Source organism: Erythrobacter sp. MTPC3, from assembly GCF_042854385.1.
GTDB lineage: Bacteria > Pseudomonadota > Alphaproteobacteria > Sphingomonadales > Sphingomonadaceae > Erythrobacter.
Genome location: NZ_BTGP01000002.1, coordinates 234,197 through 247,555, shown reverse-complemented (window position 1 = coordinate 247,555; position 13,359 = coordinate 234,197). Strand labels below are relative to the sequence as shown.

Below are 13,359 nucleotides of genomic sequence, written 5' to 3'. Positions count from 1 at the left end.
ATCCCCTAAAAACCGCGCTCTTTTCCGAAGCGGTGTCCCGAATTGAAACCAAAGTGAGGCCATTTATGAGAGGAGAAACTAACGCGCTGCGGCGCTGCCCCGCCTACCCGTTACCGGGAAACAGGCTTTCCTGAGGCGGTTTCTGACGCGGCGGAGACATTTCCAGATGCTCCCATCCCGCATCATTCAAAACCCTTCCGCGCGCTGTGCGGGCAAGCAGGCCGAGTTGGATCAGATAGGGTTCGACCACCTCCTCGACCGTGTCTCGCGGCTCAGCCAGACCGGCTGACAGGGTTTCGACGCCGACTGGCCCGCCTTTGTATGTAGTCGCGATCATCGCCAGGTATCGGCGATCCATCGCATCCAGCCCCAGCCGGTCAATCTCCAGCCGGGTCAGCGCATCATCCGCTGCGGATCGCGTCACGGTTTCCTGCCCCGCGACGTGGGCAAAATCGCGCACCCGGCGCAGCAATCGGCCAGCGACACGCGGCGTGCCGCGGGACCGCCGGGCAATCTCGCGCGCACCCTCCGCGTCGATATTCAGACCGAGCAGGTTCGCCCCGCGGGAAACCACGCGGTCAAGCTCGTCATGTGTGTAAAACTGCAACCTAACAGGAATGCCGAAACGGTCCCTTAGCGGCGTCGTAAGCAGGCCCTGCCGGGTCGTCGCACCGATTAGCGTGAACGGCGGCAAATCGATCCGCACGCTGCGCGCAGAAGGCCCCTCGCCGATGATGATATCCAGCGCGCGGTCCTCCATGGCAGGATACAGCACTTCTTCCACCACGGGATTGAGCCGGTGAATTTCGTCTATGAACAGGACGTCATGCGGCTCCAGATTGGTCAGCAGTGCAGCAAGGTCGCCCGCCTTTGCTATAACGGGGCCGCTGGTGGCGCGAAACCCAACGCCGAGCTCGTTGGCCACGATCTGCGCAAGCGTGGTTTTACCAAGGCCGGGCGGTCCGAAGAACAGCGTATGGTCCATCGCCTCGCCGCGCGATTTCGCGCTTTCGATGAACACCCGCAGATTGTCCCGCGCGCCCTCCTGACCGATAAATTCGGACAGGCTCTTTGGACGCAGGGCGCTGTCAGGGTCGCCGGGCTGGCGATCGGCGGAATGAAGGGGCGGGTCGAGGTCGCTCATCAGAACGGGTTGACCGTATATCCTCTCTGCTGGAGCTGGGCATGGGCCGTCATTGCTGAAAGGTCGAGTTCGACGCCCTCGATCAGATCATCGCTTTGCACGCCCCAAACCTGCGCGCTTTGCCCGCACACGATAAAGCGCACACCCTGAGCGACCATCGCGCGCACCATCGCGCCCGAGGCGTTGGCTTCGATTTCGCGGGTTTCGCGCGCTTGCTCTGTGACAAGGTCTAAAACAGCCTTGCCATGCACGACGACCGCGATGTCGATGTTACCTTCGGGAACGCCCGCTGCAACGTGCATGTTGATGAAGCGGGCCGCGCTTTCAAATCCGCGGTTCTTGGCACCCTCATCCGCTTTATCAGCGACATCGAATGCGATGCGAAATTCCGCGTCGGGAGCTATCGCACCCGCCCCATCGACCGCGGCGTGTGGGCCGAAATCGGCAAAGACAGGCCCAGTGTCAAACGCAGAAAAATCCGGCTCCTGCGCCGCTGCCGGTACGGCCAGCAATGCAGCCGCAATAGCGATTGATTTAAGTCTCATCATTCTCATCCTGCCGCCTTTTTCAACGCAACGCGAATAAGATCGCTTTCGCTTGCACCCTCACCCAATTCAGCCTGCGCCCTGGCCACAGCCTGCGCGGCAATCGCCGGTTTGAAACCGAGGTTTTCCAGCGCGCTCACCGCATCCGCGCTTGCTCCGCCAGACAGCATGGCCTGAGCGCCGCCGCTTCCCATTCCGCCGCCCGGCAATGCGCCTGCCTTGTCCTTCAGTTCATTCACGATGCGTCCCGCCAGTTTTGGCCCGACACCGTTGGCGCGCGCCACGCTGGCTGCATCGCCAGCGGCGCAGGCATCCCGCACCTCTCCGGTAGAGAGCGCGGACAGGATAGCCAGCGCCACCTTGCTGCCCACACCCTGAACCGTTGTCAGCAGGCGGAACCAGTCGCGTTCGCCGCTTTCCGCAAATCCGAGCAGGCGCATATCGTTCTCGCTCACCTGAAGGTCGGTATGCACCGTGCAGCCCTCTCCCACCTCTCCCAAAGCAGAAAGGGTTCGCGCGGAACAGTGGACCAGATAGCCCACGCCTTGCACGTCGACGATGGCCCAGTCCTCGCCCGTTTCGTCGAGCCTGCCGGATAGCTTTGCAATCATGCTTTGTTCTTGACCCATCGCAGGCGTTTTCGCCAGAGATTATGGACACCGGCCCACAGTTGCGACAAGAGACACGCATGAGCTTCAACACATTCGGGCGCGTTTTGCGTTTTACCACATGGGGCGAGAGCCATGGCCCCGGCCTTGGCGCGGTACTGGATGGGTGTCCTCCGGGGCTTGCCCTGCACGAAGGCGACATTCAGCCTTACATGGATGCCCGCAAACCGGGACAGAGCCGCTACACAACCCAGCGCAAGGAAGCCGATGCGGTCCGTATCCTGTCGGGCGTTTTCAATGATGCCGATGGTCAGCAGGTCACGACCGGGACACCGATCCACCTGATGATCGAAAATACCGATCAGCGATCAAAAGACTATTCGGAGATCGCGCAAAGTTATCGCCCGGGCCATGCGGATTACACATACGATGCGAAATACGGCATCCGCGATTATCGCGGCGGAGGCCGGTCAAGCGCGCGAGAAACCGCTGCCCGTGTGGCGGCAGGCGCGGTCGCCCGGCTGATCATTCCCGATGTTAAGATCACGGCCTATGTCTGCGAGCTGGGCGGCGACGCAATTGAGCGTGAGGCCATCGATTTCGACGAGATCGGCAAGAATCCGTTTTTCTGCCCCGACAGCTGGGCAGCCAAACGATGGGAAGAAAAAGTCGAAAAAGCTCGCAAGGACGGATCATCACTGGGCGCGATAGTCGAATGCGTGGCTCACGGTGTGCCGGCCGGATGGGGCGCGCCGGTTTACGGAAAGCTCGACAGCGATCTGGCGAGCGCGATGATGAGCATCAATGCGACGAAAGGCGTCGAGATCGGCGATGGTTTCGAGGCGGCAAGGCTGTCCGGGGAGCAAAACGCCGATGCGATGAGCCCCGGCGCAGATGGCAAACCCGTCTATGCGAGCAATCATGCCGGAGGCACCGCAGGCGGCATTTCCACGGGCCAACCGGTCGTTTGCCGGGTCGCATTCAAACCGACCAGTTCAATCCTGACGCCGGTGGATTCAATCAATTCCGACGGCGAAGCGACGAAGGTTCGCACAAAGGGACGCCATGACCCGTGCGTGGGCATTCGCGGCACGCCCGTGGTCGAGGCGATGATGGCTCTGGTTCTGGCCGATCACAAGATGCTGCACCGCGCTCAAGTAGCACAGCGATAGCGCACAAAAGATACGCTCAAGTAGAGAAGCGATAGCGCATATAAGACGCGCTCAAATAGCACAGCGATAGCGCATAAAAAACGGGGCGAACCGCATGGTCCGCCCCGTCAAGTATCATTGGTGTCAGCGGATTAAATGCCGTCCACGCTCTTGCTCACCAGAATGTTCACGGCGACGCGGCGGTTCTGGGCCTTGCCTTCCGGTGTGTCATTGCTTGCGAGCGGATCGGATTCGGCCATGCCGGTCGGCGAAAGCATCCGCCATGGTTCCCAATCGCATTGCTGCTGGAGGTAGTTGACCACGCGGCCTGCGCGGCGTTCGCTCAGTTCCTGATTGATTTCATAGGTGCCGGTCGAATCGGTGTAACCCACCACGAGGAGGAGCGCATTATCCATGCCCGATGCTTGCGAAGCAGCCTGGCAAAGCTCGGCGCGCGATTCCGGCGACAGATTATATTTGCCGGTTTCGAAATAAACGTTCGTGGTGCCTTTGATGTTGTATTTATCGATGTCACCAAAGCGTCCGCGCAGAGCCTCGGTGGCGGCAGCGTTCTGCTCGATCGCTGCGCCCTGCTGCGCGAATTGCTGCGAGGTTCCGCCGCGGATCATGGCGGCGGTCTGCAGATCCTTGCTCTTCAAATCGATGTCGCTGGCGAGCAGCGCACGGCCCCAATTCACGGTTTCGACGCTGACCGGAAGGCCGTTCAGGAGCGAATCGATATCGAGACGATCACGGCCAAGACCGAGGAAACCGCCGCGTGATTTAATGACTGTGCCTTCACCGACGGTGACAACCGTGCTGGTTCCGTCCGACGAGGTAACCTGGATCTGGTTACCGTTGCGGGCGGTGATCAAACCTTCAATCTCGGGCCCTTCGGTAAGGCCGGACATGTCAGCAGGCGGGCTGCCTGTAACGGTGGTGAGGACGCGGTCCTCGCCCATATCCTGATCCTGTGCCACCAGTGCAGTCGGTGCGGCTGCAAGCAGCATGGCGGGAAGGATCAAAGCCTTTGGCGCGTTCGATAAATAATTCATTCTGTATCTCCTTAACTCTTATTTTGGCCTTCTCAGCGGATCAGCAATTGCGCTGACCGATCCCAGCGGACCCTTCCGTTTTTGGAAGGCTGTCTGGCTCTCGCGTTCCCGGAACCTCGGTGGTTAAAAATCGAAATTTGAAGTGCCGGTGATCGACGTGGAGCGGTGACTGTTCGTGGTTACCTTGCTCTTAGGTGAACATTCAACGCCGCCCCCTTTCATGTTAGGGCAACAAGAGCGCGATGTGCGATGAAATGAGAAATCGACTGCCTAAAGATTGCCATAATTGGGCATCGGGAGAAGCCCTGCCGGTGTTTCAAAATGGGATTCGCACGGGCTGATGGAAGCTCGGCGGGATACATCCAGCCGCATTTCACCCGGTTCATGCGCTCTCATTCACATGGTCAAACCGGTGCGGAGGCTATCGCGATTTGGAACCATTCCAAATCGTTCCCGTTTTGGTGATTGAGAAAAGCGATCTTCGCAATCGCACAATTCAACTTTTTTGCAGCGCAACACCGCCTATTTGGCATTGCGAGACTTCAACCAAACCAAAAGGGAATAACTTATGGGCATTATCGGCTCCACCATCAAACCGTTCAAAGCGACCGCTTTCAAAGCAGGCGAAGACTTCTACGATGTCACGCAGGAAGACATCGACGGCAAATGGGCCGTGTTCTTTTTCTATCCAGCCGACTGGACTTTCGTTTGCCCGACTGAACTCGAAGACCTCGGCGAAAAGTACGAAATGCTGCAAAGCATGGGCGTCGAAGTGTTCGCCGTGTCGACTGACACGCATTTCAGCCACAAGGCATGGCACGACACCTCGGAAAAGATCGGCAAGCTCCAGTTCCCGTTCTTGGGCGACCAGCTTCACACGCTCAGCAACAATTTCGGTGTTCTGCGTGAAGAAATGGGCCTTGCGGACCGCGCGACCTTCGTCATCGATCCAGATGGCGTTATCCAGATCATGGAAATCACCTGCGAAGGCGTTGGCCGCAACGCCAACGAACTGACGCGCAAGATCAAAGCGGCACAGTACGTTCGCAACAATCCCGGCCAGGTCTGCCCGGCAGCTTGGGAAGAAGGCAGCGACACGCTGTCCCCTTCGCTCGACCTCGTCGGCAAGATCTGAGCTTATCACGGCCAAAGGGGAGCGCGCGGCTTCCTCCATTTTTCGCGCGCTCCTCGCTTGACCGGGCCGTCCCCTGATTAGGCCCGGTCAGCAAAAAGGGTCCGGATAGACACTCGCTCCCACCCCTCTCCCTTTCCGGGGGCGAGACACTGTCCGGGCCCGATTTGCCGCTAACCTTGCCTGCAATTTGGCAAGCTCTGGGACACCAGTTTCTTCCAATTTATCATCGAAAAGGGTCATTCATGCTCGACGCGAACATGCAAAACCAGCTCAAGCAATATCTTGCCAATCTGCGCGAGCCGATCGAGCTCGTCGCATCGCTGGATGACAGTGAGAAATCCGAACAAACGCGCCAGCTTCTGACGGAGATTGCGGAACTGCACAGCGATGTCAGCGCGCAGTTTGACGGAACACACGATCGCAAACCCAGCTTTATCATCCGCCGCGCAAGCGATGCGGAAAAGTGGGTGCGGTTCGCAGGACTACCGATGGGCCACGAGTTTACGTCGCTCGTCCTCGCCCTGCTGTGGGCAGGCGGTCATCCGCCGAAAGTCGATGCCGATCTGATCGAACAGGTTCGCTCGCTTGAGGGTGATTTTGAATTTGAAATGTTCTTCTCGCTTTCGTGCCACAATTGCCCCGATGTTGTGCAGGCTCTTACGCTGATGGCGCTTGAAAACCCGCGCATCACCGCGACACTGATCGAAGGCGGCACTTTCCAGCAGGAAGTCGAAGATCGCGGCGTGCTCGCGGTGCCTGCGACATTCCTCAACGGCGAAAGCTTTTACAACGGCAAGATGGAGCTCGCCGAAATCCTGTCCAAACTGGACAGCGGCGCCGACGAGAAAGCAGCTGAGAAACTTTCGGCGAAAGACCCGTTCGAGGTGCTTATCGTCGGAGGCGGTCCGGCAGGGACGGCGTCAGGCGTTTACACGGCGCGCAAAGGGTTCCGCACGGGCATCGCCGCCGAACGGTTTGGCGGCCAGCTGCAAGACACTCTGGGCATCGAGAACCTGCCCGGCACCAGCTATACCGAGGGACCAAAACTTTCGGACAATCTCAAACAGCAGATCGGCGAGAACGAGATTGATCTCATGGATCTGGCGCGTGCAGTTCAGCTCGAGGCGGCCTCTGAGGCCGGAGGCATGCACAAGGTGACGATGGCCAACGGCGCCGTGCTCAAATCGCGCGCCCTCATCCTTTCCACCGGTGCCCGCTGGCGCAATCTCGGCATTCCCGGCGAAGAGGAATATCGCAACAAAGGCGTCGCCTATTGCCCGCACTGCGATGGTCCGCTGTTTAAGGGGAAGCGTATTGCTGTCATCGGCGGAGGCAATTCCGGCGTCGAGGCAGCCATCGACCTGGCGAAAATTGTCGGCCATGTCACGCTGATTGAATATGATGATAAATTGCGCGCCGACGAAGTGCTTCAGCGAAAGCTGCGCTCCCTCGGCAACGTTGAAATCATCACCAGCGGGCAGACCACCGAAGTGACAGGCGATGGCAACCGCGTAAACGGACTGGTCCTGAAAGACCGTACCAGCGGCGATGAGCGCACCATCGAGCTTGAAGGTGTATTTATCCAGATCGGCCTTGTCCCGAACACCGAATGGCTCAAAGACACGGGTCTGGAATTGTCGCAATATGGCGAGATCGTCATCGACAAACACGGCGCGACGAACCTGCCCGGCATCTATGCAGCCGGCGATGCGACGACCGTTCCCGACAAACAGATTGTCGTTGCAATGGGCGAAGGCGCGAAAGCCGGCCTTGGCGCATTCGACTATCTGATCCGCAATGAGCCGGTGGAAGACATCGCGCAGGCCGCCTGATCAGCCAAATCCAATCAAAGGCTCGGCCCGTTCTTTTTTGAAGAGCGGGCCGATTGCTTTATGAACCGCATTTCGCCGGGCTACCACTCAAGTATCGCTTTATTCAATCAAACTACGCGCATTAATCGATTGGACTGATCAGACGCGATCCATCATTCTCCTGTCATGGCGCTCGGTTAAGACCGAGTCTCACGAACCAGAGGAGAGAACAATGGACGCGAAGACAGGCGAAATGAGCGGCGGTTGCCCATTCCACGGCGACAGCCAGATGCGCACCCTGCTGGGCCGCACAAACCGGGACTGGTGGCCAGAGGCGACCGCGCTGGATATCCTGACGCAGGATGGCAAGCACGCGGACCCGATGGGCGAGGATTTCGATTACGTCGAAGCGTTCAATGCGATCGATTATAAGGCTCTCAAGGATGATTTGACCGCCCTGATGACCGACGATCAGGAATGGTGGCCGGCCGATTACGGCCATTACGGCCCCTTCATGATCCGCATGGCTTGGCACGCGGCCGGCACCTATCGCACTGGCGATGGCCGCGGCGGCGGCGGCAGCGGGCAGCAGCGGTTTGCCCCACTCAACAGCTGGCCTGACAACGGCAACCTCGACAAGGCACGCCGCCTGCTGTGGCCGGTTAAGCAGAAATACGGCAAGCACATCAGCTGGGCCGATCTGTTCCTGCTCGCAGGCAACGTCGCCATCGAAAGCATGGGCGGCCCGACCTTCGGCTTTGCTGGCGGACGCAAGGATGTGTTCGAGCCTGAGACCGTCTATTGGGGCACCGAAGAACAATGGGTCGATGAAGGTGTCGAAACCCGCATCATACCTGATGAGGGCAAGGCGCTCGAAAATCCGCTGGCTGCGATCCAGATGGGGCTGATTTACGTCAATCCCGAAGGTCCGGGCGGCAATCCCGACCCGCTCCAGTCAGCGCGCGATATGCGCGAAACCTTCGCCCGCATGGCCATGAACGACGAAGAAACCGTCGCGCTTACCGCTGGCGGTCACGCGTTTGGTAAAGCGCACGGCGCTCATCCTGCCGATACTTTCGGCGGTGCCCCGGAAAGCGGAACGCTGGAGCTGCAAGGCTTCGGCTGGCTTAACGACGAAGAGGAGATTGCCAATGGCAACATCACCACTTCGGGCATCGAAGGCAGCTGGTCGAACAACCCGACTTCGTGGAGCCACGACTATTTCCGTCTCCTGTTCAAATATGATTTTGAACTGACCGAAAGCCCTGCGGGTGCGAAAATGTGGACGCCGATCAACCCTGAAGAAGCCGATATGGCTCCTGATGCGCGCGATCCGTCCAAAAAGGTCCGCACCATGATGACGACGGCGGATATGGCGCTCAAAATGGACCCGGATTATCGCGAGATTTCCGAACGCTTTCACGCCAATCCTGAGCAGCTGGATGATGCATTCGCGCGCGCATGGTTCAAACTATTGCACCGCGATATGGGACCCAAAGTCCGCTATATGGGGCCGGAAGTCCCCGAAGAAGACCTCATCTGGCAAGACCCAGTGCCCGCTGGCACAGCCCCGTCCGATAGCGCGATCTCGGCATTCAAGGACGCGATCCTTTCATCCGGTCACTCTGTCAGCGAGCTGGTGAAAGCGGCCTGGGCGTCTGCCTCCACCTATCGCAATTCAGACCACCGCGGCGGCGCGAATGGTGCCCGTGTGCGCTTGGAACCGCAAAGTAGCTGGGAGGCCAACGATCCTGACGAGCTGGCGAAGGTTCTTTCCACAATTGATGGCCTGCGCGGCGACATGTCGATGGCCGATGCCATTGTGCTTGCCGGGTCTGCTGCGGTTGAAAAGGCTGCGAAGGATGCAGGGTTTGACGTGGACGTACCGTTCATGGGCGGACGCGGCGATGCGACCGAAGAAATGACCGATGCGGAAAGCTTTGAGCCGATGGAGCCGTTTGCTGACGGCTTCCGCAACTATCTCAAGACGAAAGCCAGCGTGCGGACCGAAGAGATGCTGATCGACAAGGCGCATCTGCTCGGCCTTTCGATACCGGAACTGACGGTGCTGATCGGCGGGATGCGCGCACTTGGCGCAAACACCGGCAATACCAGCCACGGCGTTTTCACAGACCGTGTCGGGCAATTAACGCCTGATTTTTTCACAAACCTACTCGACATGGGCACCAAGTGGACGCCGGTCGATGCCAGCGGCGATGAAGAATATGTCGGCACAGATCGCAGCACTGGCGCAGAGAAATTCCGCGCAACCCGCACCGACCTCGTGTTCGGTTCGAACTCGCAGCTTCGCGCGCAGGCAGAGGTATACGCCCAGTCCGGCAGCGAAGAAAAGTTCGTGAAAGACTTCATCGCTGCATGGAACAAGGTGATGAACGCCGACCGTTTCGATGTGAGCTACGCGAAATATCACGGCTGATTACGCCGAACCACATAGCCCTGATCCAGCTCCCCCAATTGGATCATGGTCGCAAGAAGCCCTCGGCAGAAATGTCGGGGGCTTTTGTTTAAACAGGTATGCGCGGGTCGCGCTGGTCGAGTAACACGCTTTCCAGCGCCACGCCCCGATCAGCGCCGCCGTTTGAGGACGAGATAAAGCGCACCGTCTCCGCCGTGGCGAATATGTGCCCGCCGAACAGCTGCAATGCTGTCAGCATGATGGCTCGCCGCGAGCCAATCGAGCAGTTTGGCGCGGATAGCGCCCCGCCTGTTGCCGCGGTCAGCAGGATCGACGGGCCGCTCCCTGCCTGCAATCACGAGCACCAGCCGGGCGTCCATGGCGCGTGCTTGGTCCAGGCCGCTGACAATCCGGTCATAGGCGGTGTCGAGCGTGTGGCCGTGCAGGTCGAGCGTATAATCGGGCGCAACCTGTCCGGCTTTCAGCTTGCGGTTCCAATGCGAATCCAGTTCGGATGAGAACATCCGGCGCGGCGGCGGGGGCGCAACGTTTTTGCTACGCTGGGCGACCGGTGCTGGACGCGGCCGCTTTGGCTGGACCGGCGGCGACGGCGGCTTGACCGTTCCGGTCTTGGCATCGGGTTTTGGCGCAGCAGGCATTTTTCGCCCGGCGAGCGGCGTCACGCTTTCAGCGAGCCTCGCCCATGCAGCCTGTTCCTCCCCGCTAAGCCCGCGTGGATAGCTCATCGCGCAATGCGGAGGCGCGCGGCGCTCGCAATGGGAAGCAGAAGCAATGCTTTGCCGCGCCCGCTCATTCCGCCTGCAGTTTCGCGGGCCTGCGCGCCTGCTCCCCAAAAAGTGTCAAACCGGTTCGCGCCCTTGATCGCGCCGCCAATATCCTGCGCAATCCACAAACCATCCGCCTCATCGCGGTCAAGGTCGAGCCATACCGGTGCGCCCAGCGGCACAAAACGCGGATCAGCCGCAACCGAGCTTTCTGGACGGACAGGCACACCCAGCGCGCCCAAGGGGCCATCGCCGGTAAGCTCGGTAAAGAATATCCAGCTTTTGTTGAGGCGCATCAGATCGCGGCCTTCAGCGGGGTTTTCGCGAATATAGGCCATGATGCCCTGCATTGATCCGGCATATTGGCCCGGTCCATCGCCCAGCAATCCGCGATCGCGCATCACGCGCCCGATGCCGGTATATCCGCGACCGTTTTGCCCCGCATAGCCGATGCGGATGATCTCGCCATCGGGTGTCCTCAACCGGCCCGAGCCCTGTATTTGCAGGAAGAAGAACTCCACGGGATCGGCCGCCCATGCGATCACCGGCGCTTTGCCTACCAGCGCGCCTTCCTCGATCTCGGCTCGTTCATGATAGAGCACGAATTCGCCGCTTTCATCATAGCGGCCTAATGGCGCGCGTGCGGTTCGCTCTGCCTCTGGCACCTCTGCTGGCCATGCGCGCTCCAGGTCGCTCGGCATGGCGTAGACGGGCACGGTGAAATCCGCGCTGCGGGTGCGGCTTCCGGCGATTTCCGGTTCGAAATACCCGGTCGCAAAAGCGTCACCGCCGCCAATTTCAACGGGCTGGAAATATGTGCTGAAGAATGTGCGCGCATCGGATGCCGGCCAATTGCTGGCCGCATCACAGGCGGGCCGCCAGTCGGCATTCTGGGTGAGGCCGCTTACATCATCGCGCGCAAGCACTTTTGGGCAAGATTCGATGAAGCTGGATAACGCCCCGCGTGCATCGACCTGGTCAATTTCCAATCGGGAAAATGCCTGGCCCAAGATTGCGCCTGCCATGATGGCGCTGGTCGCATCTGGAGGCGGTGCAGGCGACGGAGCCGGAACCACGCGCCCGCAAGCTGCCAGCAAAAGCATGATTGCCAATGCTGGCCAGATACGCATCACAGTGTCCCGTTAATGGCGGCCACGCGGGCCGGACCAGATCAGCCCTCGTCGGTTTCGTCGAGCACCCAGTTGGGGTCACGCGCGCCGACATTGCGCGAGAATGTCCAGACGTCGCGGCTTTCAATCGCATCGTCCAGCGACCCGGCAACCACATTGCCGTCCTTGTCGCGCGTAACTGAAGCGATATCGGCAACAAACAGCATCGCAATGCGAGCCATCCGGCTGTCCATCGAAGCGGAATGGATGCGCGTTTCCTCAACGCGGATCAGCTTGTTCGACAGGGTGTGCCCTGCTTCTTCGCGCGCGTCGATTGCGGCGCTGAAACCGGCGTAAACATCATCATCGCACAATTCGCGAAGTGTTTCGCGGTCGCCGTTCCAGAACGCTTCGAGGACCATTTCATATGCGCCTTTGGCGCCTTCGATAAAGCTGGGCAGGTCAAATTTGCGGTCCGCACTGGCAATCTCTCGAATGCCGCGCTCGACAGCGGGCATGACCCCTTCGAGCTCAACCACGCGCGGCGGTGTGTTGGGCGCCGCGCTTTGCGCTGGCTGTGCGCTCGGCTGCGCATTCTCACCGGCATCGAAACGCTGCGGGATCGATTCCTCCTCATGCTCGGCCCGCTGGCCCAGCACGGAATAGAGCCGGAACCCCAAAAAGGCGGCGATCATGGCGAGAATGATAATTTCTGGTAGCACGATGTTTGGTCCGATTGCCTTGCGGCCGCTAACACGGCCAATGTGTATGTTTTCAAGAGTTACGACCCGGTTTGAAAGCCGGATGTCCACATTCGCAGGAAAACCCCAAGAATCTCTCAAAGAACGTTTCCTGCCTTAAATAGGCATCAATTACAATTCGCCAACTGGTAATAGGTTGCACCCGGCGGCAAATTTGGCGCCGTTCGTCCGCTTGCCCGCGCGCGCGCCGCCTGCTAGGCGCGCGCCGCAGCAGATGGCAATGATCCGGTGCAAACCGGGCGCAGCGCCTCGCAATTTCAGTGATCCACTTTCGAAAGACAGACATATCATGGCCGACGAAGGCGATATCCTCACCAATCTCGACAACGCCAATTCCGGCCCAAACCCCGGGGCGAACGGCGCAGATACGCAGCCAGCAGCGGCAATCATCACGCAATATGTGAAAGATCTGTCGGTCGAGAATCCCAATTCGCCGGCCTCGTTCCAGTGGCCCGATCAACCAAAGATCGATGTCCAGTTCAACATCGGTTCCGACGCACAAAGCGACGAATTGCACGAAGTGACGCTGAAGGTGAAAATCACGGCGACCTGCGATCAGGGAACCTCCTATCTCATCGAACTGGATTATTGCGGACTTGTCGGCATTCGCAACGTCCCTGAAGAACAGGCCCACGCATTCCTGTTTGCCGAGGCGCCACGCATCCTGTTCCCGTTCGCGCGCCGTGTCATCGCCGACGCCGTGCGCGATGCCGGGTTCCAGCCGCTGATGGTCGATCCGATCGACTTCAACGGACTATATGTGCAGCAGCTGCAGCAACGCCGCCAGCAGGAAGGTGCCGCCGATACGGCCCCTCCGGCTGAAGGCAACGCATAAACGC

12 protein-coding genes are annotated in these 13,359 nt (G+C 59.5%); 5 read left to right on the top strand and 7 right to left on the bottom strand.

The features are described from left to right. Positions 1-103: 103 nt before the first annotated feature. The 3 genes from ruvB to ruvA are packed head-to-tail and all read right to left on the bottom strand — an operon-like array spanning position 104 to position 2,300. Positions 104-1,144 (bottom strand): Holliday junction branch migration DNA helicase RuvB, encoded by a 1,041-nt coding sequence (gene ruvB, locus ACGHU1_RS03925; protein WP_390583647.1) that lies wholly within the window; start codon positions 1,142-1,144, stop codon positions 104-106. After that, a complete protein-coding gene (locus ACGHU1_RS03920) occupies positions 1,144-1,698 on the bottom strand; it encodes a DsrE family protein (protein ID WP_390583645.1) in 555 nt (184 codons plus the stop codon). Before ACGHU1_RS03920 ends, ruvB begins: the two co-directional genes overlap by 1 nt. Then, positions 1,695-2,300 carry a Holliday junction branch migration protein RuvA gene (gene ruvA, locus ACGHU1_RS03915; protein WP_390583942.1) on the bottom strand — a complete coding sequence of 202 codons (606 nt, stop codon included), beginning with the start codon at positions 2,298-2,300 and terminating at the stop codon, positions 1,695-1,697. The genes ACGHU1_RS03920 and ruvA overlap by 4 nt, the downstream gene beginning before the upstream one ends. Before the next feature lie 77 nt (positions 2,301-2,377). On the opposite strand from ruvA, the gene aroC reads away from it, so the two are divergent. Continuing rightward, positions 2,378-3,469, top strand: a complete 1,092-nt coding sequence (aroC, locus tag ACGHU1_RS03910) for a chorismate synthase (protein ID WP_390583643.1) — start codon at positions 2,378-2,380, stop codon at positions 3,467-3,469. Positions 3,470-3,600: 131 nt separating this feature from the next. Here the strand turns inward: aroC and ACGHU1_RS03905 are convergent, their stop codons facing one another. Continuing rightward, positions 3,601-4,503, bottom strand: coding sequence for an OmpA family protein (locus ACGHU1_RS03905; RefSeq protein WP_390583641.1), 903 nt, complete (start codon positions 4,501-4,503; stop codon positions 3,601-3,603). Positions 4,504-5,071: 568 nt separating this feature from the next. On the opposite strand from ACGHU1_RS03905, the gene ahpC reads away from it, so the two are divergent. From ahpC to katG, 3 genes are all read left to right on the top strand, one after another. Then, positions 5,072-5,638, top strand: coding sequence for an alkyl hydroperoxide reductase subunit C (gene ahpC / locus ACGHU1_RS03900; protein WP_390583639.1), 567 nt, complete (start codon positions 5,072-5,074; stop codon positions 5,636-5,638). Between the two features lie 242 nt (positions 5,639-5,880). Then, positions 5,881-7,470, top strand: a complete 1,590-nt coding sequence (ahpF, locus tag ACGHU1_RS03895) for an alkyl hydroperoxide reductase subunit F (protein ID WP_390583637.1) — start codon at positions 5,881-5,883, stop codon at positions 7,468-7,470. Positions 7,471-7,681: 211 nt separating this feature from the next. Then, positions 7,682-9,886, top strand: coding sequence for a catalase/peroxidase HPI (gene katG, locus ACGHU1_RS03890; RefSeq protein WP_390583635.1), 2,205 nt, complete (start codon positions 7,682-7,684; stop codon positions 9,884-9,886). A 149-nt stretch (positions 9,887-10,035) separates the two neighbouring features. Here katG and ACGHU1_RS03885 read toward each other — a convergent pair whose 3' ends face one another. Genes ACGHU1_RS03885 through ACGHU1_RS03875 form a run of 3 tightly spaced genes read right to left on the bottom strand, consistent with a single transcriptional unit; the run spans position 10,036 to position 12,481 of the window. Further along, on the bottom strand, positions 10,036-10,611 hold the full coding sequence (locus ACGHU1_RS03885) for a Smr/MutS family protein (protein ID WP_390583633.1): 576 nt from the start codon (positions 10,609-10,611) through the stop codon (positions 10,036-10,038). Then, positions 10,608-11,780 carry a murein transglycosylase A gene (locus ACGHU1_RS03880; protein WP_390583631.1) on the bottom strand — a complete coding sequence of 391 codons (1,173 nt, stop codon included), beginning with the start codon at positions 11,778-11,780 and terminating at the stop codon, positions 10,608-10,610. The genes ACGHU1_RS03885 and ACGHU1_RS03880 overlap by 4 nt, the downstream gene beginning before the upstream one ends. 41 nt (positions 11,781-11,821) lie before the next feature. Further along, positions 11,822-12,481, bottom strand: coding sequence for a Tim44/TimA family putative adaptor protein (locus tag ACGHU1_RS03875; RefSeq protein WP_390583939.1), 660 nt, complete (start codon positions 12,479-12,481; stop codon positions 11,822-11,824). A 328-nt stretch (positions 12,482-12,809) separates the two neighbouring features. Here ACGHU1_RS03875 and secB point away from each other — a divergent pair, with 328 nt between their 5' ends. Beyond that, positions 12,810-13,355: a protein-export chaperone SecB gene (secB, locus tag ACGHU1_RS03870; RefSeq protein WP_390583629.1), complete on the top strand. Its 546-nt coding sequence runs from the start codon at positions 12,810-12,812 to the stop codon at positions 13,353-13,355. Positions 13,356-13,359: the final 4 nt, after the last annotated feature.

What these genes read in the sequence shown, in the direction of transcription:
- ahpC (WP_390583639.1), top strand. Translation starts at nt 5,072, where the DNA reads ATGGGCATTATCGGCTCCACCATCAAACCGTTCAAAGCGACCGCTTTC.
- ruvB (WP_390583647.1), bottom strand. Translation starts at nt 1,144, where the DNA reads ATGAGCGACCTCGACCCGCCCCTTCATTCCGCCGATCGCCAGCCCGGC.
- ruvA (WP_390583942.1), bottom strand. Translation starts at nt 2,300, where the DNA reads ATGATTGCAAAGCTATCCGGCAGGCTCGACGAAACGGGCGAGGACTGG.
- aroC (WP_390583643.1), top strand. Translation starts at nt 2,378, where the DNA reads ATGAGCTTCAACACATTCGGGCGCGTTTTGCGTTTTACCACATGGGGC.
- ahpF (WP_390583637.1), top strand. Translation starts at nt 5,881, where the DNA reads ATGCTCGACGCGAACATGCAAAACCAGCTCAAGCAATATCTTGCCAAT.
- katG (WP_390583635.1), top strand. Translation starts at nt 7,682, where the DNA reads ATGGACGCGAAGACAGGCGAAATGAGCGGCGGTTGCCCATTCCACGGC.
- ACGHU1_RS03885 (WP_390583633.1), bottom strand. Translation starts at nt 10,611, where the DNA reads ATGAGCTATCCACGCGGGCTTAGCGGGGAGGAACAGGCTGCATGGGCG.
- ACGHU1_RS03905 (WP_390583641.1), bottom strand. Translation starts at nt 4,503, where the DNA reads ATGAATTATTTATCGAACGCGCCAAAGGCTTTGATCCTTCCCGCCATG.
- secB (WP_390583629.1), top strand. Translation starts at nt 12,810, where the DNA reads ATGGCCGACGAAGGCGATATCCTCACCAATCTCGACAACGCCAATTCC.
- ACGHU1_RS03880 (WP_390583631.1), bottom strand. Translation starts at nt 11,780, where the DNA reads ATGCGTATCTGGCCAGCATTGGCAATCATGCTTTTGCTGGCAGCTTGC.
- ACGHU1_RS03920 (WP_390583645.1), bottom strand. Translation starts at nt 1,698, where the DNA reads ATGAGAATGATGAGACTTAAATCAATCGCTATTGCGGCTGCATTGCTG.